The following is a 21,853-nucleotide window of genomic DNA, read 5'->3' as shown; positions in this document are numbered from 1 at the left end:
CCCCCTCGCCCCACCCACACGGACACGGAAGAACGCATCATGGCTGAGACCACCACCGCCACCGGGCGCATCACCCGGATCATCGGCGCCGTCGTCGACATCGAGTTCCCGCCGGACGCCATCCCCGCGATGTACAACGCCCTCAAGACCGCCGTTCGGGGCACCGGCGAGGGTGACGAGGACCACGAGATCACCCTCGAGGTCGCTCAGCACCTGGGTGACAACATCGTGCGGGCCATCTCCCTCAAGCCCACCGACGGCCTGGTGCGCGGCACCGAGGTGCGCGACACCGGCTCCCCGATCACCGTGCCGGTGGGCGACGTCACCAAGGGTCACGTCTTCAACGTCACCGGTGAGGTCCTCAACCTCAAGGAGGGCGAGACCCTCGAGGTGACCGAGCGCTGGCCCATCCACCGTCAGCCCCCGGCCTTCGACCAGCTCGAGGCCAAGGAGCAGATGTTTGAGACCGGCATCAAGGTCATCGACCTGCTCACCCCCTACGTCCAGGGTGGCAAGATCGGCCTCTTCGGCGGCGCCGGCGTGGGCAAGACGGTCCTCATCCAGGAGATGATCCAGCGCGTGGCCCAGAACCACGGTGGTGTCTCCGTCTTCGCCGGTGTCGGCGAGCGCACCCGTGAGGGCAACGACCTCATCGTCGAGATGGATGAGGCGGGCGTCTTCGACAAGACCGCCCTCGTCTTCGGCCAGATGGATGAGCCGCCGGGCACGCGTCTGCGCGTGGCCCTGAGCGCCCTGACGATGGCGGAGTACTTCCGCGATGTCCAGCACCAGGACGTGCTGCTGTTCATCGACAACATCTTCCGCTTCACCCAGGCCGGCTCCGAGGTCTCCACGCTGCTGGGACGCATGCCCTCCGCCGTCGGATACCAGCCCAACCTGGCTGACGAGATGGGCCAGCTCCAGGAGCGCATCACTTCCGCCGGTGGCCACTCCATCACCTCCCTGCAGGCCATTTACGTGCCCGCGGACGACTACACGGACCCGGCCCCGGCGACGACCTTCGCGCATCTGGACGCCACCACCGAGCTCAGCCGTGAGATCGCCTCGCGCGGTATCTACCCGGCTGTGGACCCGCTGGCCTCCTCCTCGCGCCTGCTCGCCCCCGAGTTCGTCGGCAAGGAGCACTACGAGGTCGCCACCCGGGTCAAGTCCATCCTTCAGAAGAACAAGGAGCTGCAGGACATCATCGCCATCCTCGGTGTTGACGAGCTCTCCGAGGAGGACAAGGTCACGGTCAACCGGGCCCGCCGCATCGAGCAGTTCCTGAGCCAGAACACCTACATGGCGGAGAAGTTCACGGGCGTGCCCGGCTCGACGGTCCCGCTGGCGGAGACCATCGAGGCCTTCAAGCGCATTGCCGACGGCGACTACGACCACGTCCCCGAGCAGGCCTTCTTCAACATCGGTGGCATCGAAGACCTTGAGCGCCGGGCCGCCGAGCTCGCGGGCGCCTGAGCACGGGGGCACGCAGATGAGCTCCTCCCGCACGCTCGTAGTCGAGGTCGTCTCCCGGCACGGCGGCACCGCCTTCGCCGGTGAGGCCGCCAGTGTCTCGGTGCCGTTGGCCGACGGCGAGCTGGGCGTCCTGCCCGGGCGCCAGCCGATCCTCGCCCTCCTGGGACGCGGCACCGTGCGCGTGACGCTGCTCGATGGCACCGTCGAGCGCCTCGAGGTGGCCGGCGGCTTCTGTTCGGTGGACCACGACGTCGTCACCGTCGCTGCGGACCGCATCGGGGACGAGATCACAGGTACCGCTGCGGACTTCGACCTCTTGGCCGAGCGCGTGGTGGACACCGCGTCCGGGGACCTGGACTGAGATGGCGACGGCGGGGTGGTGCGTGCTGGGGCTGATTGCCCTTGTGCTCCTGCTCGCCGTCGCCTTCCTCGTCAGGCTCCGCATCCTGGCTTCCAGGGTGGGCTCCTTCGAGTGTGCGCTGCGCCCGGCGGGGACCGAGCGGCTCATGAGCGGGGTCGCCGCCTTCGGTGACGAGGCCATCGCCTGGCACCGGCTTGTGTCCCTCAGCCCGTGGCCGCGCTACCGCTTGCCCCGCGAGGTCTTCGAGATCACCGACTCGCGCCCGCGGGGTGCGGACGGGCGCATCATCGACGTCAGCTGCACGGTCGGCGGCCAGAGGCTCGAGCTCGCCATGCTCGAGGACTCCCACTCGGCGCTGGTTGCCTGGCTCGAGGCCGCGGCCCCCAGTCAGCCGCGGCTCTTCTGAGCGGGGGCGCCAGCCCGCCCGGTGACCCGACGTGCAGGTCCCTGCCCGTCCATCTCGTTCCCCAGCGCTCCACCCGGCCGTCCATCTCGTGCCTCAGCGTTCCACCCGCCCGTTCATCTCGTGCCTCGCCCCCGTGCCTTGCCCATCCATCTCGTTCCTCGCCCCCGTGCCTTGCCCATCCATCTCGTTCCTCGCCCGTTCATCTCGTTCCTCAGCGCTCGATCTCGTTCGGTTGAGGAGCGAGATCGACTTGTGGGGAACGAGATCAGAACCTGAGGAACGAGATCGATGGCAGTAGTCGAGTCCTTTGCGGGCCACGACGGATGCCGGCTGAAGCGTCCTGGGTTTTGTTCCGACCTGCTTCCTCAAGGAGGATCGGAGCATGCCCCAGGTGTACGCCCTCGGGTTCAGGGCGGGGGCGTTGCGGCTCGTCGAGGAACGTGTTAGTGCCGGGCAGTGCTCCGGCTGGGTTGCTTGCACCGGAGTGGGCCAGGCCCTGGGCGGGATTCTGCGCGCACACCCTGCGCAGCTGGTGGAAGCACAACCGCCTCGATGAGGGCGAGGCCCCCCTGGTGTGAGCACCGGCGAGTCTGAACAGGTGTGCCGGCCGCGTCGGCTGGGCCAGGAGGACCCAGGGCTGTGGCGCGTGGGCGAGATTGTGCGCAGGGGCACCGGTGTTGTTCGCGGCGGAGCCAGGCCGCCCCACGAGGAGATGACCCGGTTCATCGACCACTCACCGTGATCGTCTCTTGGGGCCCGGGCCGCTCTGCCGCCCGCTGGGCGCGAGGGGGGTGTGGCCTCATCACCCCCCTGTGGGTGGCGGGCTGCCAGGACCCGCGCGCCATCAGCACGGGCACTGCCAGGTCAGGTCCTCGCAGCCGGGCTGGGCGGGTCCACGCGCACAGCTGCTTGCGTGCACGGGGTGCGCCACGCGGTGCTCCGTGCTGGCTGGGGTCCCGGCCGCCACCAGGCCACCGCGCGTGCGCACCGCCGGCTCAGCCACCAGCACTCCTTCGGTTGGCAACCACCGACAAGGTAGCGGGGTTGCACGCGCCGGGCGTAGTTACGCGGCCGAGAGGGAGTGGTCGTTCAAGGGGGTAGCGGGCTGCGTGCGCCGGGCGTAGTTGGTTGGAGGCGCCTGAGTAGTCCGTCGTGGTGCAGCGGGGCTGCGTGCGCCGGGCGCCGCTGACCGAGTGCAAGCGAATTCGTCGAAGGCCTTGCGAGCAGGTGTGAGATATGCTGTACTTAACAACACCTCAGAGCACTGACCTCAGAGAAATGTTCGTGACGTGCGTCGCGGCGCATCCGATCCCGGAAGGCCCCGTCGAGAGGCCAGAGAGCGCGGAACGATGAAGATCCTCGCAGTCAATGTCAATACCACTGCATCAATGACCCGCAGCATCGGTGCCGCTGCACGCTCGGTGGCGCGCGATGACACCCAGATCATCGAACTCACCCCGGCCGTCGGGGCGGACTCGGTCGAGGGCAACTTCGAGTCCTACCTTGCGGCCGTCGCAGTCATGGACGCCGTGATCACCTACGACGGCGACTTCGACGCCGTGATCCTGGCTGGCTTCGGCGAGCACGGCAAAGAGGGGCTCATGGAGCTCCTCGACGTCCCGGTCGTCGACATCACCGAGGCCGCCGCCCATATCGCCATGCTCCTGGGGTACCGCTACTCGGTGGTGACCACCCTGGACCGGGCGGTCCCCCTCATCGAGGACCGCCTGTTGAGCTTCGGCCTGCAGGAGCACTGCGCCTCGGTGCGCTCCACCGGCCTGGGCGTCCTGGAGCTGGAGGACGCCGACCGAGCGGCGCAAGCAATCATCCTCCAGGCCCGCCAGGCCGTCGAGCAGGACCGGGCCGAGGTCATCGTCCTGGGCTGCGGCGGCATGGCCGGTCTGGACGAGCGCCTCACCCAGGAGCTGGGGGTGCCCGTCGTCGACGGCGTCACCAGCGCCGTTGTGCTTGCCGAGAGCCTGGCGGCCCTGGGGGCGTCCACCTCCAAGTCCCGCACCTACGCGCCTCCCCGACCCAAGCGGATCAGCGGTTGGCCGCTGTCTGTCCGACACTCCGCCCAGCAGTAAGCAGGAAAGGAATCCCCATGAGCTCCAGCACTCGCGCCATCGTCATCGCCGTCGGAGGCAACGCCCTGATCAAGGACCCGAAGCGGATCTCCGTGGGGGACCAGGCAGAAGCCGTCCGGGAGGCCTGCGAGCGCATCGCCTCCCTGGTTGAGGAGGGCTACACCCCGATCATCACCCACGGCAACGGGCCCCAGGTCGGCTTCCTGCTTCGGAGGGCCGAACTCGCCCAGGCCGACTTGCCTCCCCTTCCCCTCGACGTCCTGGGAGCCGACACCCAGGGCGCCACCGGGTACCTGTTCTCCCGGAGCCTGCGCAACTGCCTGGCCCGGCGCGGCATCCATCGCGAGGTGGCGGCCGTCGTCACCCAGACGGTCGTGGACCCCCAGGACCCGGCCTTCGCCTCGCCCTCCAAGCCCGTGGGCTCCTTCATGACCGAGGCCGAGGCGCGCGCGCACCAGGAGAGGGACGGCTGGGAGGTCCGCGAGGACGCCGGACGCGGCTGGCGCCGGGTGGTCCCCTCGCCCTCGCCCGTGGAGATTATCGAGCGGGACGTCGTCAAGACACTCGTGGACTCGGGGAGCCTGGTCATCGCTTGCGGAGGCGGGGGTATCCCGGTGCGCCGCCAGGACGATGAGCTCGTCGGCGTCGAGGCCGTCATCGACAAGGACCTCGCCTCCGCGCTGCTGGCCTCCTGCCTGGGGGTCAAGGACCTCGTCATCTGCACGGCGGTGGACCAGGTCTGCCTGAGCTTCAACACCCCGGATCAGCGGGCCCTGGACACCATGACGGTCGAGGAGGCCGCGTCCTATCTGGCTGACGGGCAGTTCGGCGCGGGCTCCATGGCACCCAAGATCGAATCCGCGCTCAGTTTCCTGGCTGAAGGCGGCGAGCGCGCCATCATCACCTCTCTTGAGGCCCTCCAGGACGCACTGGAAGGCAACGCAGGCACTCGAATCACCCATTGACCACAAGGAGGGCCGGGCAAAGGTGCCCGGCCTGGTCAGCGATCACCTGAAAGGACACTGCCGTGGAACACAGTACTGCGACGCCGCAGTCGGAAAATGCGCCTGCGGAGATCGACCCCCATCTGATCAATGACGATCTCGCCCCGGCCAAGAGCCGGGAGTGGGGATTCTTCTCCCTCTTCGCCATGTGGATGTCGGACATTCACTCCATTGGCGGCTACACCTTCGCCGCCGGACTATTCGCCCTCGGGATCGGAGCGGCTTACGTCTTCACCTCATTGACGGTGGGGATCATCGTCGTCTTCTTCCTGATGAACCTGGTGGGATTCGCCGGGCAGAAGACCGGCCTGTGCTACCCCGTCTTGGCGCGCATCACCTTCGGAACCGTCGGGTCCAACCTTCCCGCCCTGCTGCGAGGCTTCGTGGCGATCTGCTGGTACGGCATCCAGACCTGGCTCGCCTCGAAGGCCGTCATCGTCCTGGTCGCTGGCATCTGGCCGTCCATCTTGGAGATGGGGCAAACCAGGTTCCTGGGCGAGAGCTTGCTGGGATGGGCCGCCTTCCTGCTCATGTGGTCCCTTCAGCTACTGCTGCTGCGCAATGGCATGGACACCATTCGTAAGTTCCAGGACTGGGCCGGCCCGGCCGTGTGGGTGGTCATGTTCATCCTGACCATTTACATCCTCAAGCTCGCCAACTGGCACATCTCCCTGGACCTGGCCACTGAGCCCGCCGAATGGGGGACGCTTCACGCGGTGCTGGCCGCCATCTCACTGACCGTGGCCTACTTCTCCACCCTCCTGCTCAACTTCTGCGACTTCTCGCGCTTCTCACCCACCCGTAAGGCCGTGTGGATGGCCAACCTGTGGGGCCTGCCCGTCAACTTCATCGCCTTCTCCGTGGTCTCGGTCCTCGTGACCGCGGGATCCTTGCAGATCTACGGAGAGTACGTCTTCGATCCCATTGAGCTGGTGGCCCGCATCGACCACCCCGTGGCCATCATCCTGGGGGCGGTGACCTTCACGGTGGCCACCCTGGGTATCAACGTCGTGGCGAACTTCGTTTCCCCCGCCTACGACCTGGCCAACGCCTGGCCCTCCAAGATCACCTTCGTGCGCGGCGGATTCATCTCCGCCTGCATCGCCCTACTCATCACCCCCTGGAACCTGTTCAACAACCCGGTCATCATCAACGTCTTCCTGGCGGCATTGGGCGCCGTTCTGGGGCCCCTGTTCGGCATCATCATCGCCGACTACTACATCCTGCGCCGCGAGAAGGTCCAGGTCTCCGAACTGTTCAAGGCCAGAGGCCTCCACTCCTTCCAGAACGGATGGAACCTGCGGGCCGTGTGGGCCTTCCTCATCTCCTCGATCCCCTCGATCGTGGTCGCGGTGGCGCCCTACGACGTGTGCCGCTTCCTCAGCCCCTTCTCCTGGTTCATCGGCGCGGCGCTGGGCTTCGGGGTGCATCTGCTCATGTCGCGTCACGACCCGCACGTGATCCGGGCCGTCGAGCGCGCCGAGGCCATCGACCTCGACGCCGACCGGGACTCCGTGGCCCGATGACCCCACCCAGACAACGCTTACGCAAGGAGTGCACGTCATGACACCCACAACACCAACGACCCACGACCTGCTGATCAGAGCCCGCCGAGTCGTTCTGCCCGAAGGTATTCGGTCCGCCTGCGTCGTCGTCGACGGCGAGACCATCACCGCCATTGAGGATTACGACGTCGACCTTCAGGCCACTGAGAAGATCGACGTACCGCAGGACCAGGTCCTCATGCCCGGCCTGGTGGACTCCCACGTCCACGTCAACGAGCCAGGCCGCACCCAGTGGGAGGGCTATGAGACCGCCACACGGGCCGCCCTGGCCGGGGGCATCACCACCATCATCGACATGCCGCTGAACTCCAGCCCGCCCACGACGACGGTGGCGGCCCTGGACGACAAGCTCGCCGCCACCGAGGGCAAGCTCTCGGTCGACGTCGGCTTCTGGGGCGGGGCGGTCCCCGGCAACGTCCAGGAACTGGCCCCTCTGTGGGAGCGAGGGGTCTACGGGTTCAAGTGCTTCACCGCCCACTCGGGGATCGACGAGTACGGCTACCTCGGCTACGAGGGGGTCCGCCAGGTCCTGGAGGTCCTGGCTGGGCTCGACTCCGTCCTCATCGTCCACGCCGAGGACCCCGAGGCGCTGGCCGCCGCCCCCCAGAGCATCACGGACGAGTACTCGACCTTCCTGGCCTCCCGGCCGCGCGCCGCGGAGAACATGGCCATCGAGCAGGTGCTCGCGGCCGCCCGCTCCACGGGGGCACGGGTGCACATTCTCCACCTGTCCTCCGCCGAGGCCCTGCCCATGATCCGCGCCGCCAAGGCCGACGGGGTGCGCCTGACCGTGGAGACCTGCCCCCACTACCTCACCTTCGCCGCGCAGGACATCCCCAACGGCGCCACCGAGTACAAGTGCTGTCCGCCCCTGCGTGAGGAGGACAATCGCCGCGCTCTGTGGGAGGGGCTCAAGGACGGCACCATCGACCACATCGCCTCCGACCACTCACCATGCACCGTGGACCTCAAGGCCAAGGACTCTGGCGACTTCGGCAAGGCCTGGGGAGGGGTCGCCTCCGTCCAGCTGGGCCCGGCGGCGGTGTGGACCGCGGGCCAGGAGTTCGGCATCGAGCTGACCGACCTGGCCCGCTGGTTCGCCTCCGCCCCCTGCCGGAGTTTCCACGTGGAGGGTAAGGGGGCCATCGCCGTCGGCAACGACGCCGACCTGACCATTCTGGCGCCCGAGGAGACCTTCGTCGTCGACGTCGAGGCCCTGGAGCACAGGAACAAGATCTCCCCCTACAACGGCAGGCTCCTGCGCGGCGTCGTCAAGCGGACGCTCCTGCGCGGTTGGAGCGTCGACCGCGACACCAAGGCCGGGCGCCCGCTCTTTCGCCGGTGACCGCCGCCCCCACACCCGCTCACACCATCTGACCACCACCTTAGAGGAGAGACACCATGAGTGAGTACATGCGCTCGATCAAGGGCATGGTCGACGCCGTCGACCACGTTGGCAAGAACTTCATCTCCATCAACGATCTGACCGACGACCAGCTCTACAACCTGTTCGAGCTGGCCAAGTGCCTGGAGCTGTTCAACCGTTCCTCGACGGATCTGCTCAAGGACAACATGCTTGCGCTGCTGTTCTTCCAACCCTCCACCCGAACCCGGATGAGTTTCCAGACCGCCATGGAGCGCCTGGGAGGGCACACGATCGTTGAGGCCAACCCCAAGGTCACCTCCTCGGTGGCCAAGGAGGAGTCCATCGAGGACACCATGCGCTGCGTATCCCAGTACGCCAACCTCATCGTCCTGCGCCACTACGACGCGGACGAGGCCAGGCGCGGGGCGGAGGCCGCGACCTGCCCCATCATCAACGGGGGCTGGGGGCACTGGGAGCACCCGACCCAGGCCCTGCTTGACCTGTACACCATGTGGCGGCGCTTCGGCAGGATCGAGGGGCTCAACGTCGCCGTCGTCTCCCCCGACATGATCGAGGCCCGCACCGGGCACTCCATGGCCTACGGCCTGGCCCGGCTCGGGGCCAAGGTCACCATCTGCTCCGACTCCGACCGGCGCACCCCCGAGGAGGTCACCAAGCGCATCCGCAGCGACTTCAACTGCGAGCTCAGCGAGGAGTTCGACTTCGAGCAGGACTCCTTCAACGACTTCGTCCGCAGCCAGGATCTCATCTACCTGCCCGGCTGCTCCGCACCGGCCGGAGCCAAGGCGGAGGAGTTCAAGACCCTCATGGACCGCTACCTCGTGCGGTACGACACCCTCCACGAGGAGGCCGAGAAGGGCCACCAGATCTACGTCACCCACACTCTGCCCCGCCGCGCCGGGGAGATGGATCTGCGCATCGACGACAGCCCGCACCAGCTCTATTTCCGGGCGATCCTGCAATCCGTCTCCATCCGCATGGCCCTGATCACCGCGATTCTGGGCCTGTGACAACCTCTGATCACCGATTCGAACCAACAACCCGCAGAAAAGGAGACCTGTCATGATGCTTGAGATCAAGGCCGGAGGATTCACCTTCAAGGCCCGCTACGAGGAGGAGTCCGCTCCTCGCACCATCGCCGCCTTCCGGGAGAAGCTGCTCCCGCTGGACTCGCGGATCATCCACGTGCGCTGGTCCGGCCAGGCCGGATGGATCCCCTTCGGTGACCTGGACCTGGGTCTGGAGCCGGAGAACGGGACCTGCTACCCCCACCCCGGTGAGATCGTCATCTACCCCGGCGGTGTCTCGGAGACCGAGCTGCTCATCGCCTACGGCTACGTCAACTTCGCCTCCAAGGCCGGCCAGCTCGCCGGCAACCACTTCGCCACCATCGTCGAGGGCAACGAGCACCTCAGCGAGCTCGGCGAGAAGTTCCTGTGGGAGGGGGCCCAGGAAATCTCCTTCCGCGAAGTGTGACCCCATGAGATGACGCCGCTTCCGGGTGGGCACCCGGGTGTCCACCCGGAAGCGGCGTGAACGAGGAGACAACGATGATCAACAACGCACAGCTGCAGGAGCTGGAGGACATCGCGCGTCAGTGCCGACGGGACATCGTCCGCATGACGAACAAGGCGGGAAGCGGGCACCCGGGAGGGTCTCTCTCCGCGATCGATGCGCTCGTCGTCCTCTACTTCCGGCACATGAACATCCGCCCTGAGGAGCCCCTGTGGCCCGAGCGCGACATGTTCTTCCTGTCCAAGGGCCACTGCACCCCCGCCTACTACGCGGCGATGTCGGCACGTGGGTATTTCCCCCGCGAAGAGCTCATGACCTTCCGAGCCATGCACACCCGCCTCCAGGGACACCCCTCCAACACCCACCTGCCCGGGGTTGACTCCTCCTCCGGATCTCTAGGGCAGGGGCTGTCACTGGCCAACGGGGCCGCCATGGCCGCCAGGTACGACGGTCGGCCCTCCCGCTACTACGTCATGCTCGGCGATGGGGAGATCCAGGAGGGGCAGGTCTGGGAGGCGGCCATGACCGCAGCCGCCTACGGCCTGGACCAGGTCTGCGCCATCGTCGACGCCAACGGCATCCAGCTCGACGGCACCGTCGACAACGTCAAATCCCTGGGGGATATGCCCGCGAAATGGCACGCCTTCGGCTGGCACGTCATCGACATCGATGGCCACAACATGTACCAGGTGGACACCGCCCTGGAGAAGGCCAAGCGCACCAAGGGCAAGCCGACCGTGATCATCTCCCACACCATCAAGGGCAAGGGCGTGTCCTTCATGGAGAACACCGCAAAGTTCCACGGGCTGGCGCCCAACCCCGAGGAGCTCGAGACCGCGCTGGAGGAACTGCGATGACTGACAAGAGAGAGCCCCGCGACGGCTACGCCGAGGGCCTGCTGGATCTGGGACGCGACCACGACGACGTCTTCGTCCTGGACGGGGACTGCGCCACGCCCAACTACACGGCCCGCTTCCAAGAGGCTCACCCGGACCGCTTCTTCAACATCGGCATCGCCGAGTGCGACATCGTCGGCACCGCTGCCGGGTTGGCGGCCGCCGGCAAGGTGCCCTTCGCCAACGCCTACGCCAACTTCCTCACCGGGCGCGGTTTCGACCAGGTCCGCGTCTCTGTGGCCTACTCCGAGCGCAAGGTCGTCATCGTGGGCCACAACGCGGGAACCTCCGCCGCCCAGGAGGGGGCCACCCACCTGCCCCTGGAGGACGTGGGCCTCATGCGCGCCCTGCCGAATATGACCGTCATCGTCCCGTGCGACGCCGTCGAAATGCGCAAGGCCGTCCACGCCATCTACAACCTTCCCGGCCCCGTCTACCTGCGCGTGGGCAAACTGCCGGTGCCCGTGGTCACCGGACCGGACACGCCCTTCGAGATCGGCAAGGCGGTGCCGCTGCGCGCTGGCAGCGACGTGACCATCCTGACCACCGGCTGCACTGCATCCGAGGCCCTGGGCGCGGCGGAGCTGCTGGCCCGCGAGGGAATCGATGCCGAGGTCATCCACCTGCACACCATCAAGCCGCTGGACGCCGAGGCCGTGCTGGACTCGGTGCGCCGCACCGGCTGCGTGGTCACCATCGAGGAGCACTCGATCATCGGCGCCCTGGGCTCGGCCGTCGCCGAGCTGCTGGGCGAGCACCACCCCGCGCCCTTGGAGCGCGTGGGCACGCGGGACGTCTTCGGGCTGTCGGGAACCATGGACGAGCTCTTCGACCACTTCGGCCTGAGGGCGGCGAACATCGCCGAGGCCGCGCGCCGGGCGCGTGCCCGACGCGGCTGAGCGGCCCCTGCGGGCTCACCTCCACCGACCAGCATGACCAACACGAGCATCACGAGCATAAGGAGAGCGATCACTGTGAAGGATTCTCTGCACGACTACATGAAGGTGGGCATCGTCCACTTCATGGCCTACCCCTTCGCCCTGGGGGGTGAGGGCGAGATTGCGACGTCCGTGGCCGGGATCGTCGAGGACGAGTTCTTTGACGAGATCGAGATCACGCGCATCAACGACCAGGCCGAGCGCGACGCCGTCAAGGGCCTGCTGACCAGTTCCGGCATCGCCGTGGGATTCGGGGCCCAGCCCTACATCCTCAAGGGGAAGCTGAACCTGAACTCCCTCGACGAGGCCGAGCGCACCACGGCCATCGACACCCTCAAGTCGGCCATCGACCAGGCCTACGAGGTCGGTGCGACCAAGCTCGGCTTCCTGTCCGGCCCCAAACCGCCGGCTCAGGACCGGCAGAAGGCCCTGGAGCTGCTGGCCGACTCCATCATCCAGCTCGGTCACTACGCCAAGTCCAAGGGGGACCTGGTGCTGTCCCTGGAGACCTTCGATGACTCCACCGACAAGAAGGCGCTTATCGGCACCAACAGGCTGGCCTGCGAGCTGGCCCTGGAGGTACGCAAGGCGATTCCGGACTTCGGCCTCATGGTGGACCTGTCCCACCTGCCCATGCAGGGGGAGACCATCCGCCAGGCGCTGAGCGCCACCGAGGAGTTCATCAACCACGCCCACATCGGCAACTGCGTCATCCGCGACCCCGCAGACCCGGCCTACGGGGACCTGCACCCCCACTTCGGGCACCCCAAGGGTGAGAACCACGTGCCGCAGGTGCGCGAGTTCCTGCGCGGCCTGCTGGATATCGGCTACCTGCGCGAGGACGCCGACGAGCGCAACGTCGTCGCCTTCGAGGTCCAGCCCCTGGGAGACCAGCGCTCCGCCGTCATCATCGCCGAGGCCAAGCGCGTCCTGCGCGAGGCCTGGCGGACGCTCTAACGGGCAGGGCATGACGATGACGCACAGCGACGCCGTCGAGCCGTCTACCCGCACCGGGCCGACGGGGCGGGGCCCTGCCGCCGGCCCCCGGGGTGAGACGATCGCCTTCGTCGGCCTGGGGGCCATGGGGCTGCCCATGTCCCTCAGGCTCCTTCGGGCCGGCTACCAGGTCCGCGGGGGCTCGCGCGCCCCCCAGCGTCTGGAGCGCTTCGCGGCAGTCGGGGGCAGAGTCTGCCACAGTCTTACCGAGACCCTCCGAGGCGCCGACGTCGTCATCACCATGCTCCCCGACGGCGCCGTCGTACGCGACGTCGTCGACCGGGAGGGCGGCGTGGCACAAACCGTGCCCTCCGGCACCCTGCTCATCGACATGAGCACCGTCAACCCCCGGCAGGCGCGCGAGCTGGCCTCGCGGGGGGAGGAGCTGGGGATCGAGGTCCTGGACGCCCCCGTCTCCGGGGGCGTGGCCGGGGCCCGGGCCGGGACCCTGACCATCATGGTCGGCGGTCCCGAACGGGCACTGGAGCGGGCCCGGCCCCTGCTGGAGGCCATGGGCACCACCATCACGCACCTGGGACCGGCGGGCTCGGGTCAGGTGGTCAAGGCCGCCAACCAGCTGATTGTCGGGGCCGGCCTGGCCGCGCTGGGCGAGGCGGTCCTCCTCCTTCAGGCCGGCGGCGTTGACGCCGAGAGCGCCCTGAGGGCGTTGTCCGGCGGACTGGCGGGCTCACGGATCATGGAGCTCAAGGCCCCGGCCGTCCTCGCCCGCGACTTCTCCCCGACCTTCACCGTGGGGCTCCACGCCAAGGACATGGGAATCGTGCAGGACCTGGCCGGCTCGGTCGGCTGCGTCCTGCCCGTTCTCGACACGGTCACCCAGGCGTTCAACGCCGCTGTCGCCAACGGGTGGGCCGACCTGGACCACGCCGCAGTGGTCCAGGTGGCAGAACTGCTCAGCGGCACCCACCGTAATGATCGGAAGTGAGAAGTCATGGCACGAATGCGAGCAGTTGACGCAATCGTCCTCATCCTGGCCAAGGAGGGGGCGACACAGGCCTTCGGCGTTCCCGGGGCGGCCATCAACCCCCTGTACTCGGCGATGAAGCAGCACGGAGGGATCAGGCACGTGCTGGCGCGCCACGTCGAGGGCGCCTCCCACATGGCCGAGGGCTACACCCGCGCGTGCGCAGGCAACATCGGGGTGTGCATCGGGACCTCGGGGCCGGGAGGGACGGACATGGTCACCGGCCTGTACTCCGCCGGCGCCGATTCCATCCCCATCCTGTGCCTGACCGGCCAGGCCACCCGCCCCATGCTCCACAAGGAGGAGTTCCAGGCCGTCGACATCGCCGCGGTGGCCGCCCCGGTGACCAAGATGGCGGTCACTGTCCTGGAGGCCGCCCAGATCCCCGGCACCTTCGCCAAGGCCTTCCAACTCATGCGCTCCGACCGCCCCGGCCCGGTGCTCATCGACCTGCCCATGGACGTCCAGATGAGCGAGATCGACTTCGACATCGACGCCTACGAGCCGTTGCCGGTGGCCCGTCCCGTCATGTCGCACTACCAGGCCGAGCGCATCCTGGACATGCTCGACGAGGCCGAGCACCCCCTGCTCATCGCCGGTGGCGGCATCATCAACGCCGACGCCTGCGACGACCTGGTGGCCCTGGCCGAGTACCTGGGTGTGCCCGTCATCTCCACCCTCATGGGCTGGGGGGCCATTCCCGACGACCACCGGCTCGCTCAGGGCATGGCGGGCATCCAGACCTCCCAGCGCTACGCCAACGCCACCTTCCTGGACTCAGACCTGGTCATCGGCGTGGGCAACCGGTGGGCGGCCCGGCACACCGGCAACATCGACACCTACCGCGAGGGGCGCCGCTTCGTCCACATCGACATCGAGGCCACGCAGATCGGCCGGGTCTTCCCGCCCGACTTCTGGTCGGTCTCCGATGCCGGGGCCGCCCTGCGCACCCTGCTCGAGGCCGCCCGCCAGCGTTACGGCGCTCCCCTGGAGCGATACGGGACCTGGGTGTCCGAGTGCAACGAGCGCAAGGCCACCCTGCTGCGCAAGACCCATTTCGACAACGTGCCCATGAAGCCGCAGCGGGTCTACGAGGAGATGTGCCGCGCCTTCGGCCCCGAGACCCGGTACGTCACCACCATCGGCCTGTCCCAGATCGCCGCCGCCCAGATGCTCCACGTCTACCGGCCCCGCCACTGGGTCAACGCCGGTCAGGCCGGTCCGCTGGGCTGGACCATCCCGGCCGCCATCGGGGCCTCCGTGGCCGACCCGGACACCCCGGTGGTGGCCCTGTCGGGCGACTACGACTTCCAGTTCCTCATCGAGGAGCTGGCCGTGGCCGCCCAGTTCCAGATCCCCTACGTCCACGTCGTGGTCAACAACGCCTACCTGGGGCTCATCCGCCAGGCCCAGCGCAGCTTTGACATGGACTACCAGGTTCAGCTCTCCTTCGAGAACATCAACGTTCCCGCCACCGAGGGCTACGGCGTCGACCATGTGGGCGTGGTTGAGGCCCTGGGGTGCCGGGCCGTGCGCGTGCGCACCCCCGAGGAGCTGTCCCAGGCCCTGGCAGGCGCCCGGGAGACCGCGCTGCGCGACCGCGTGCCGGTGGTGGTCGAGGTCATTCTCGAGCGCGTCACCAATATCTCGATGGGGACGGCCATCGATGCGGTCAACGAGTTCGAGCCCACCGCCGAGGACCTGCCCGTCGACGCCCCGCAGGCGGTTGGCCTGCGCAGGGGTGAGGAGGCCCGCCAGTCCGGCTGAGCGGGCAGCACCGCCCACAGCTTGAGCCGTCCAGCGGCCCCAGGGGCACCGCCGTCGTCGTGGTGCCCCTGGTGGGCCGCACCCACCAACGACCCGACTACCCGACCGACCATCCACTGTCATTCCCATACAACGGCGTAAGGAGAAGCACGATGAAAGCTGTGGAAGTCGACCGCGACGAACTCAGTCGCGGTGACGCTGACGGACGACTGTTCAATGAGGATCTCGCTCCGGCCCGACCGGACGACCGAACCTGGAACGGCTACTCCCTGTTCTCCCTGTGGATGAACGATGCGCACAACGCCTCGAACTACACCTTCGCTGCGGCCCTGTTCATCGGGACCGGAGCGCTCATGGGCATGACGCCCCTGGCCATCGTCGTCGGTGTGCTGGTGGCCACGCTCATCATCTTCGCGGCCTGCTGCGTCTCGGGCCTCATGGGCTACGAGACCGGCGCCCCCTACCCGGTCATCTCACGGGTGACCTGGGGGGTCTGGGGCGCCAACTTCCCTGCGGTGGTGCGCGGGCTTGTGGCCATCGCCTGGTACGGCATCCAGACGTACCTGGCCTCAATCTCCCTGGAACTGCTGCTCATGCGCATGGTGCCCGCGTTCCAGTCCTGGGACTACCCGATCCTGGGGCTGCGCGTGTCGGGATGGGTGGCCTTCCTGGCACTGTCGGCCATCCAGCTGCTCATCGTGTGGCGGGGCATGGACGCGGTGCGCCACTTCCAGGGGCTGGCGGGCCCCGTCATCTGGGTCATCATGATTGGCCTGGGCGTGTGGATGCTGTGGCAGGCCGACTGGCAGTTCGACTGGATGGTCAACGCCGACGGCGTCACCCCGTCGGCGGGCCACCAGGTCTACCAGGTGCTGGTCACCGTGGGACTGACCGTGGGGACACTGGCGACCCTCATGCTCAACTTCTCCGACTTCGCTCGCTATGCGCCGTCTGCCCGCTCCATGGTGCTGGGCAACGTCCTGGGCCTGCCCCTGAACTGGACGGCCTTCGCCATGACCTCGGTGCTGTGCTCGGCGGCTGCCATCAAGGTCTACGGGGAGGCCTTCCACGACCCGGGCGACCTGCTCGCCCGCATCGATAACAACGTGGTGTTCTACGTGGTGAGCCTGGGCTTCATCGTGGCGACCATCGGGGTCAACATCGTGGCCAACTTCGTCTCGGCGGCCTTCGACCTGTCGAATGTCAATCCCAAGAGGGTGTCCTTCCGGGTGGGTGGGATCGTGGCTGTCGTCGCCTCCATCGTCGTCACCCCCTGGAACCTGTACGGCAGCCCCACCGCCATCACCTACTTCCTGGGGTCCTTGGGCGCCCTGCTGGGGCCCTTCTTCGGGATCCTGGTGCTCGACTACTTCTACTACAAGCGCGCGCGCATCGACCTGCGAGACCTGTACTCCCCGGCGCCGGACGGGCGGTACTACTACCACAAGGGCGTCAACCTCAACGCCGCGTTCGCCCTTATCCCGGCCGCCATCGTGGCGCTGGCCATCGCGCTGCTGCCCTTCGAACTGTGTCGGGCGCTGGCACCCTTCTCCTGGTTCATCGCCGCCCCGCTGGGGGCACTGTGCTACTGGGTGGTGATGCGGATGCGAGGGGAGGAGGCCGCCCCCGTGCCCGGCGCTCGGGCCCAGCAGACGCAGGGGTGAGGCCCTGCCGATCCGGGCGCGGGCCAGGTGTGCTCGGCCAGTACCTCGTTGTCTGGGGCTGAGCAGATGATGCGCTGGGCGTCCCACACCTGCTGGGGTGTGGGACGCCCAGACGGCGCCTGGTGGGGGCGGCCGGTGTTGTACAGGCGATCGGTGGTGGTGCGTCTCTTTGCTGCGTCTTGGCAGTCTGTGCGCCGTGCCCGCCCCGAGACTGCGCTTGCGCCGCGTGTGTCAGGCGAGGGCGGCGAGGGCGGCGTCGTAGTCCGGCTCGTCACCGGTCTCGGCGACCTGCTCGGTGTGGAGCACGACGCCGTCGGCCCCGATGACCACGACCGCGCGCGCCAGCAGGCCGGCCAGCGGCCCGTCGGCCATGGTCACGCCGTAGTCGTCCCCGAAGGAGGAGCGGAAGGCGGAGGCGGTCACGACGTCGGACAGCCCCTCGGCCCCGCAGAAGCGCGCCTGGGCGAAGGGCAGGTCCTTGCTCACGCACAGCACCGTGGTGTTGTCCAGCGAGGATGCCCGCTTGTTGAACTCGCGCACCGACTGGGCGCACACGCCCGTGTCGACCGACGGGAAGATTGAGACCACGACGCGGCGCCCGGCCAGCGACTGGCTGGTGACCTCAGCCAGGTCAGCACCGACGAGCGTGAAAGCCGGAGCAGGCGAGCCGACAGCGGGAAGCTCACCGACAGTGGAGACAGCAGCACCGTGCACCATGATGGAAGCCATGGGCCGATAGTCCCACACGCGGCCCTGCCAACGCCAGGGGCTTTGTCGCTCTTCGCAATCGAGGGTGTAGTGGGGGTGGGCGCGCCGTGACCCTTTCGACAAGGCGCGCCCGGACTGGGCCACCGCCAGGCCGGCCCGCAGTGGGTTGTGGCGTGCGCGGTGCGTGTTCCTCGGGATGGGGGCGCCGTCGGGCGGCGACGACGTGACATGATTCGGGTGCGCCCGGCTCCTGTCATCATCCTGTCTGTGGCACGCCACGCGCGGCGACCATTGACCGCTATCTCGCACCGGCCAGGGCCAAGGACCGGCTGCGTGGCAAGAGCGCCACGAAGGCCGGGCCGCTGCTGCTCAGCTCCATCGCGATCCGCAAGGACGGTGACGAGGTCGAGCAGTCCGCTGGGTTCTTCGAGGTCGATACCGTCGCCCACCGCGGCCCGGTGCTCAAGGGTGAGCTCGCCCGCACCCTGAGCATGACCGACATGCTCACCGGCTGGAGCCTCACCCGATCCATGCGTAACAACGCCGACAAGCACGTCAGGGCAATCCTGGACCAGGCCGTGAAGGTTATTCAGTTGGTGGCGTAGGTGAATAGTGAGAGGGTGGCTGTGATGATTTCTTTGTGGGTGTGATGGGGAGGGCGGTAACTGGTGGCGAGTATACGGCAGTTTTTCAGGTGCGCGATAAGTCGTTCGACAACATATCTGATTTTGTTTATGTCGCGTGCGTGTTCCTTGTCTAATTCACTGCGTTGAGTGTTGGAGGTTTTCTTTGGCGGGGTGATCAGACCGCGCCCGATGTAGCCTTTGTCAGCGATGATGGTGGCTGGGTCCAGCACCTCCAACAGGCCCGAGACGTCTAGAGCGCGCACGTCGTGCGCACTGCCAGGCAGTGGGTCCGCGGCCCACACAAGTCGTCCATCCAGGGTGACTAGGACCTGCAGGCTCAGGCCAGTGCGCCGGTGCTTGCCGCTGTAGAGGCCGTTGTGGTCCTTCCAGGCCCAACAAGGAAGAGGCGTGCCGTCCAGCACGTAGGACTGGCGTGGGTCTATCTCTTGCGCCGTCAACAGCCAGCCCTCCAGGGCCTGGCCTGTCAAGGCGGTAAGCGCACACACGGCCCGACTGATCGTGGGCTGCGAGACTCCCATCATCTCGCCGACATAGGCCTGGGACAGGTTGTGGCGCACGTAGATCAAGCACGCACGCACCGCTCTCCCCAACCCTAAACGAGGCGGGATGTACTGACCATCGAGTCCTCCCTTGACCCAAGTCACCAGGTTGGCGAATTGCTCCTTGCTCAGCCCTGTACTAAACTGTCATGATGACAGCTCGTTGTCTTGAGGAATTTGATTGCTCATAAACAAATTATCTCAAGAAACGAGCTGTCACTCTACTGCAACACGTCAAAACTCAAACATGACCCTGAATAACCTTCTTTGACTGGCGCGACTTCGATGGTTCATTCGGGAGAAGGGGTGGAGATTTAGTGCAAGTCGGATGGAGTTAACTGGGAGGGTTGGAGACGTTGTCTATTCTGGCGGCCGAGAAAGTTGTTGTCGTATGGTGATGGAGTGTCGTGATGTGAGTAAGTCGTACGGTTCTGTGCGCGCCCTGAAGGGGGTTTCCTTCACGGTCCCGGATGGAGAGGTATCCTGCCTCGTGGGGCGGAACGGGGCGGGAAAAACGACGGTCATCAAGGCGCTCCTGGGGCTCATCGCCGTGGATGCGGGAAGCTTGCGCATGAATGCACGTGAAGGGGCTCGACGGATCGGCGTCGTATTCGGTCCGGAGTACTGGGTCGGCTCACGCACAGGGGAGCAGAGTCTCAAAGCGCTCGCGTTGGCGATAGGGGCCAGCACCTCTCGCGTACCGGTTTGCTTGGACGAGGCGGGGCTGGGCGACGCTGCTCGGCGGCGGGTGAGATCGTACTCCCTCGGAATGCGGCAGCGGCTGTCGATCGCTGCGGCACTGCTCGGAGAGCCGGACAACCTGATCCTGGATGAGCCGTTCGTTGGCTTGGACCCGGAGGGTGTCCGGTGGCTTGGCGACCTGCTGAGGGATCTCGCTCGCGAGGGGCGGGCGGTGCTGGTCTCGTCCCACCTGCTGGCGGAACTGGAGTCGGTGGGCGATCGCGTAATCGTGCTCAACGACGGGCGTGTTGTCGCAGACAGACCCGTGGCGGACCTCCGGCAAATCCAAGGAGTGCGGCTGCGGGTCCATGATTCGGAGCGCTTCAGCGATGTGGCGGCTCGGCGGGGCTGGCAGGTTGAGCGGGCGGGGCGCGACTCCTGGTTCGTCATCGGCGTGAGCCTGGACGAGGCGATCCGTGCCCTGGCCGAGGCGGGGGTAGGTATCGAGGAGGCAGCCGCCTCGAGGGGAACGATTTCCGACTTCTACTTCGATGCGGTTGCGCGGAGCCGCGAAGGGGATGTGGCACGATGAGGGTCACGACGAGGCCAGGTTTTGGGCGTGTGTTTCTCGCGGAGTTGTACAAGGCCGCGTGCTCGTTGACGGTCTGGGTCGTTATGGGCGCCACGGTGGTTGCCGTGTGCGTGTTCTCCTACGCCCTCGGAGTGCCGGGGCCGCAAACGGCATCAATGCTCGCCATGCTCCTTGGGGTATGGGTCATGGGGGCGGAGTACCCGTCTGGGGCAATCATGGCGAGCTTGGTCGCGGCCGCCGACCGGCGGCGTCTGCTGGGTGCTCAGGTGTGCTGCGTGGCGGTGATGGCCGCGCTCCCCGTGGTAGTGGCCATGCTGGTGATGATCGCGGTGAGCAATCCCTACACGAGCTTTGAAGGGACGCCGCTCAGCGCAGCGGAGAGCGTTGCGCTGGCAGCGCGGATGGGGCTGTTGCTGACCCTGGTCGCACTCGTCGGAGGGTTCTTAAGCGTGCTGCTCCGCTCGGCGCTCAGCGCCATGATCCTGGCCGTGCTCGTCATCGGCGGTGGGCAATTGCTGCTCATCTTCGTGCCGTGGATCCTAACGGGCGGCGGATCGGGGGGTCTTCTCCTGCCAGAATGGGTCAACGCGGTGCTGCCGAACGCTGTGTTCACCCGGCTGCTCGGAGGAGACTTCGCGATATGGTCTTCGTGGTGGGATAGTCCCGGGATGACGTACGTCGAGGCCCTTGCCTGGGTGGCCCCTGCGGCGTGTGGGGCCTACTGGCGGATGATCCACGCTGACTTCTGACCTGGATTCGACGTCTTGGGATGTGGGGTCTTACCGGCTCTTCCAGCTTGAGGGTGTAACCGGGGTCGGGGGCCTGGGCGATCATGGAATTGCTCAAGATTCACCATGATGCCGAGGATCTCGACGACGATTCACACTACCCTCCTGGTCAAGTCCTTGGTGGTGGTGTGGGGTGTGGGGTTGTGGCGGCAGCGGGCGAGGACGTCTAGGCCGAGGTAGCGGCGGCCTTCGGCCCGCTGGTCGGTCTGCTCGGCCGGGACGGCTTTCGACCAGGCGGATGATGGCTTGGCGGTCGGGGAAGATGCCGACGCTGTCGGTGCGTCGGCGGATCTCCTTGTTGAGGCGTTCTTGGGGGTTGTTGGACCAGATCTGGGTCCACACGTCCTTGGGGAAGGCGTTAACTGGCAGCAGGCTTTGCCGGGCTGGTGCGCGGACGCCGGCCCCGCACCACGACCCCTGCACCTGTTGCTGCCCCACGGCCCGGTCTGGACTCTACGCAGTCACGGCCGATGTTCTGAACCAGCTGTGGGTCGTCGGTACCACTTGTGCGCGTACCGCCGCGCGGTGGAGCCTGCACCGCCTTCGTGACCGACGCGTTCTGCCGTCGGATCGCTGGCTGGTTCACACGTTCGACGATGACCACCGAGGCGTTGGCCTGGAAGCCCTTGAGCATGCCCTGGATGACGCCGGTCAGGCTCCGGTAGAGGGGCAGGGTGACGTCGATGTTGTCGACGTAGACCTGGGCGAGGACGCAGACGATAGCGGGGTCGGCGGAGCGGGCGGAGTCATCGGCGTGGGCTGTCATGCCCGCGCAACCCGCCCCTCTTCCGGGGCGCCGGGCGCAGGTCCCTGCCCGTCCATCTCGTTCCCCGCCCGTCCGTCTCGTTCCT

20 protein-coding genes and 1 pseudogene are annotated in these 21,853 nt (G+C 67.2%); 17 read left to right on the top strand and 4 right to left on the bottom strand.

The window, feature by feature from the left end:
* The first annotated feature begins 39 nt into the window (after positions 1 to 39).
* From atpD to ID810_RS08790, 15 genes are all read left to right on the top strand, one after another.
* The gene (gene atpD / locus ID810_RS08860) at positions 40 to 1,476 is read left to right on the top strand and encodes a F0F1 ATP synthase subunit beta (RefSeq protein WP_166855836.1); all 1,437 of its coding nucleotides are present in this window, start codon (positions 40 to 42) and stop codon (positions 1,474 to 1,476) included.
* Between the two features lie 16 nt (positions 1,477 to 1,492).
* The gene (locus ID810_RS08855; RefSeq protein WP_166855834.1) at positions 1,493 to 1,837 is read left to right on the top strand and encodes a F0F1 ATP synthase subunit delta/epsilon; all 345 of its coding nucleotides are present in this window, start codon (positions 1,493 to 1,495) and stop codon (positions 1,835 to 1,837) included.
* A 22-nt stretch (positions 1,838 to 1,859) separates the two neighbouring features.
* A complete protein-coding gene (locus tag ID810_RS08850; RefSeq protein ID WP_235931470.1) occupies positions 1,860 to 2,243 on the top strand; it encodes a DUF2550 family protein in 384 nt (127 codons plus the stop codon).
* A gap of 1,349 nt (positions 2,244 to 3,592) precedes the next feature.
* Positions 3,593 to 4,330 carry an aspartate/glutamate racemase family protein gene (locus tag ID810_RS08845; RefSeq protein WP_166855830.1) on the top strand — a complete coding sequence of 246 codons (738 nt, stop codon included), beginning with the start codon at positions 3,593 to 3,595 and terminating at the stop codon, positions 4,328 to 4,330.
* Positions 4,331 to 4,347: 17 nt separating this feature from the next.
* Positions 4,348 to 5,295 carry a carbamate kinase gene (arcC, locus tag ID810_RS08840; RefSeq protein WP_166855828.1) on the top strand — a complete coding sequence of 316 codons (948 nt, stop codon included), beginning with the start codon at positions 4,348 to 4,350 and terminating at the stop codon, positions 5,293 to 5,295.
* A gap of 62 nt (positions 5,296 to 5,357) precedes the next feature.
* The gene (locus ID810_RS08835) at positions 5,358 to 6,860 is read left to right on the top strand and encodes an NCS1 family nucleobase:cation symporter-1 (protein ID WP_166855825.1); all 1,503 of its coding nucleotides are present in this window, start codon (positions 5,358 to 5,360) and stop codon (positions 6,858 to 6,860) included.
* Between the two features lie 37 nt (positions 6,861 to 6,897).
* Positions 6,898 to 8,244, top strand: a complete 1,347-nt coding sequence (gene allB, locus ID810_RS08830; RefSeq protein ID WP_166855823.1) for an allantoinase AllB — start codon at positions 6,898 to 6,900, stop codon at positions 8,242 to 8,244.
* 56 nt (positions 8,245 to 8,300) lie between these two features.
* Complete coding sequence (locus ID810_RS08825) at positions 8,301 to 9,296, top strand: aspartate/ornithine carbamoyltransferase family protein (RefSeq protein ID WP_166855821.1); 996 nt, start codon at positions 8,301 to 8,303, stop codon at positions 9,294 to 9,296.
* Between the two features lie 52 nt (positions 9,297 to 9,348).
* Positions 9,349 to 9,762 carry a DUF3830 family protein gene (locus ID810_RS08820; RefSeq protein ID WP_235931472.1) on the top strand — a complete coding sequence of 138 codons (414 nt, stop codon included), beginning with the start codon at positions 9,349 to 9,351 and terminating at the stop codon, positions 9,760 to 9,762.
* A 74-nt stretch (positions 9,763 to 9,836) separates the two neighbouring features.
* Entirely contained in the window at positions 9,837 to 10,658 is an 822-nt protein-coding gene (locus tag ID810_RS08815; protein WP_166855819.1) for a transketolase, read from the top strand.
* Entirely contained in the window at positions 10,655 to 11,596 is a 942-nt protein-coding gene (locus ID810_RS08810) for a transketolase family protein (protein ID WP_166855817.1), read from the top strand. Before ID810_RS08815 ends, ID810_RS08810 begins: the two co-directional genes overlap by 4 nt.
* A gap of 75 nt (positions 11,597 to 11,671) precedes the next feature.
* Positions 11,672 to 12,592: a sugar phosphate isomerase/epimerase family protein gene (locus ID810_RS08805; RefSeq protein ID WP_166855814.1), complete on the top strand. Its 921-nt coding sequence runs from the start codon at positions 11,672 to 11,674 to the stop codon at positions 12,590 to 12,592.
* Between the two features lie 10 nt (positions 12,593 to 12,602).
* Positions 12,603 to 13,577 (top strand): NAD(P)-dependent oxidoreductase, encoded by a 975-nt coding sequence (locus tag ID810_RS08800; protein ID WP_243856564.1) that lies wholly within the window; start codon positions 12,603 to 12,605, stop codon positions 13,575 to 13,577.
* 6 nt (positions 13,578 to 13,583) lie between these two features.
* On the top strand, positions 13,584 to 15,383 hold the full coding sequence (gene gcl, locus ID810_RS08795; protein ID WP_166855812.1) for a glyoxylate carboligase: 1,800 nt from the start codon (positions 13,584 to 13,586) through the stop codon (positions 15,381 to 15,383).
* A 152-nt stretch (positions 15,384 to 15,535) separates the two neighbouring features.
* Positions 15,536 to 17,047, top strand: coding sequence for an NCS1 family nucleobase:cation symporter-1 (locus ID810_RS08790; protein ID WP_166855810.1), 1,512 nt, complete (start codon positions 15,536 to 15,538; stop codon positions 17,045 to 17,047).
* 231 nt (positions 17,048 to 17,278) lie between these two features.
* Here ID810_RS08790 and tpx read toward each other — a convergent pair whose 3' ends face one another.
* Entirely contained in the window at positions 17,279 to 17,776 is a 498-nt protein-coding gene (tpx, locus tag ID810_RS08785) for a thiol peroxidase (RefSeq protein WP_195858781.1), read from the bottom strand.
* A gap of 568 nt (positions 17,777 to 18,344) precedes the next feature.
* Complete coding sequence (locus tag ID810_RS08780; protein ID WP_235931480.1) at positions 18,345 to 18,959, bottom strand: transposase family protein; 615 nt, start codon at positions 18,957 to 18,959, stop codon at positions 18,345 to 18,347.
* Between the two features lie 394 nt (positions 18,960 to 19,353).
* Between ID810_RS08780 and ID810_RS08775 the strand changes: the two genes are divergently transcribed.
* Positions 19,354 to 20,214 (top strand): ATP-binding cassette domain-containing protein, encoded by an 861-nt coding sequence (locus ID810_RS08775; RefSeq protein WP_166855806.1) that lies wholly within the window; start codon positions 19,354 to 19,356, stop codon positions 20,212 to 20,214.
* Complete coding sequence (locus ID810_RS08770) at positions 20,211 to 20,963, top strand: hypothetical protein (RefSeq protein WP_166855804.1); 753 nt, start codon at positions 20,211 to 20,213, stop codon at positions 20,961 to 20,963. The genes ID810_RS08775 and ID810_RS08770 overlap by 4 nt, the downstream gene beginning before the upstream one ends.
* Positions 20,964 to 21,094: 131 nt before the next feature.
* Here the strand turns inward: ID810_RS08770 and ID810_RS08765 are convergent.
* Both ID810_RS08765 and ID810_RS08760 read right to left on the bottom strand, forming a co-directional pair.
* Positions 21,095 to 21,362, bottom strand: a pseudogene (locus ID810_RS08765) (transposase); the annotation flags it as partial.
* Positions 21,361 to 21,768 carry a hypothetical protein gene (locus ID810_RS08760; RefSeq protein WP_166855782.1) on the bottom strand — a complete coding sequence of 136 codons (408 nt, stop codon included), beginning with the start codon at positions 21,766 to 21,768 and terminating at the stop codon, positions 21,361 to 21,363. The gene ID810_RS08760 and the pseudogene ID810_RS08765, both read right to left, overlap by 2 nt.
* Between the last annotated feature and the right edge of the window lie 85 nt (positions 21,769 to 21,853).

It is taken from the genome of Actinomyces respiraculi (assembly GCF_014595995.2).
Lineage (GTDB): Bacteria > Actinomycetota > Actinomycetes > Actinomycetales > Actinomycetaceae > Actinomyces > Actinomyces respiraculi.
This window is presented reverse-complemented; position numbering and strand designations above follow the sequence as displayed.

Bases quoted from the DNA above. Each gene is read 5' to 3' on its own strand.
- atpD (WP_166855836.1), top strand. From the start codon at position 40: ATGGCTGAGACCACCACCGCCACCGGGCGCATCACCCGGATCATCGGC.
- ID810_RS08855 (WP_166855834.1), top strand. From the start codon at position 1,493: ATGAGCTCCTCCCGCACGCTCGTAGTCGAGGTCGTCTCCCGGCACGGC.
- ID810_RS08845 (WP_166855830.1), top strand. From the start codon at position 3,593: ATGAAGATCCTCGCAGTCAATGTCAATACCACTGCATCAATGACCCGC.
- arcC (WP_166855828.1), top strand. From the start codon at position 4,348: ATGAGCTCCAGCACTCGCGCCATCGTCATCGCCGTCGGAGGCAACGCC.
- allB (WP_166855823.1), top strand. From the start codon at position 6,898: ATGACACCCACAACACCAACGACCCACGACCTGCTGATCAGAGCCCGC.
- ID810_RS08825 (WP_166855821.1), top strand. From the start codon at position 8,301: ATGAGTGAGTACATGCGCTCGATCAAGGGCATGGTCGACGCCGTCGAC.
- ID810_RS08820 (WP_235931472.1), top strand. From the start codon at position 9,349: ATGATGCTTGAGATCAAGGCCGGAGGATTCACCTTCAAGGCCCGCTAC.
- ID810_RS08815 (WP_166855819.1), top strand. From the start codon at position 9,837: ATGATCAACAACGCACAGCTGCAGGAGCTGGAGGACATCGCGCGTCAG.
- ID810_RS08810 (WP_166855817.1), top strand. From the start codon at position 10,655: ATGACTGACAAGAGAGAGCCCCGCGACGGCTACGCCGAGGGCCTGCTG.
- ID810_RS08800 (WP_243856564.1), top strand. From the start codon at position 12,603: ATGACGATGACGCACAGCGACGCCGTCGAGCCGTCTACCCGCACCGGG.
- gcl (WP_166855812.1), top strand. From the start codon at position 13,584: ATGGCACGAATGCGAGCAGTTGACGCAATCGTCCTCATCCTGGCCAAG.
- ID810_RS08790 (WP_166855810.1), top strand. From the start codon at position 15,536: ATGAAAGCTGTGGAAGTCGACCGCGACGAACTCAGTCGCGGTGACGCT.
- tpx (WP_195858781.1), bottom strand. From the start codon at position 17,776: ATGGCTTCCATCATGGTGCACGGTGCTGCTGTCTCCACTGTCGGTGAG.
- ID810_RS08770 (WP_166855804.1), top strand. From the start codon at position 20,211: ATGAGGGTCACGACGAGGCCAGGTTTTGGGCGTGTGTTTCTCGCGGAG.
- ID810_RS08760 (WP_166855782.1), bottom strand. From the start codon at position 21,768: ATGACAGCCCACGCCGATGACTCCGCCCGCTCCGCCGACCCCGCTATC.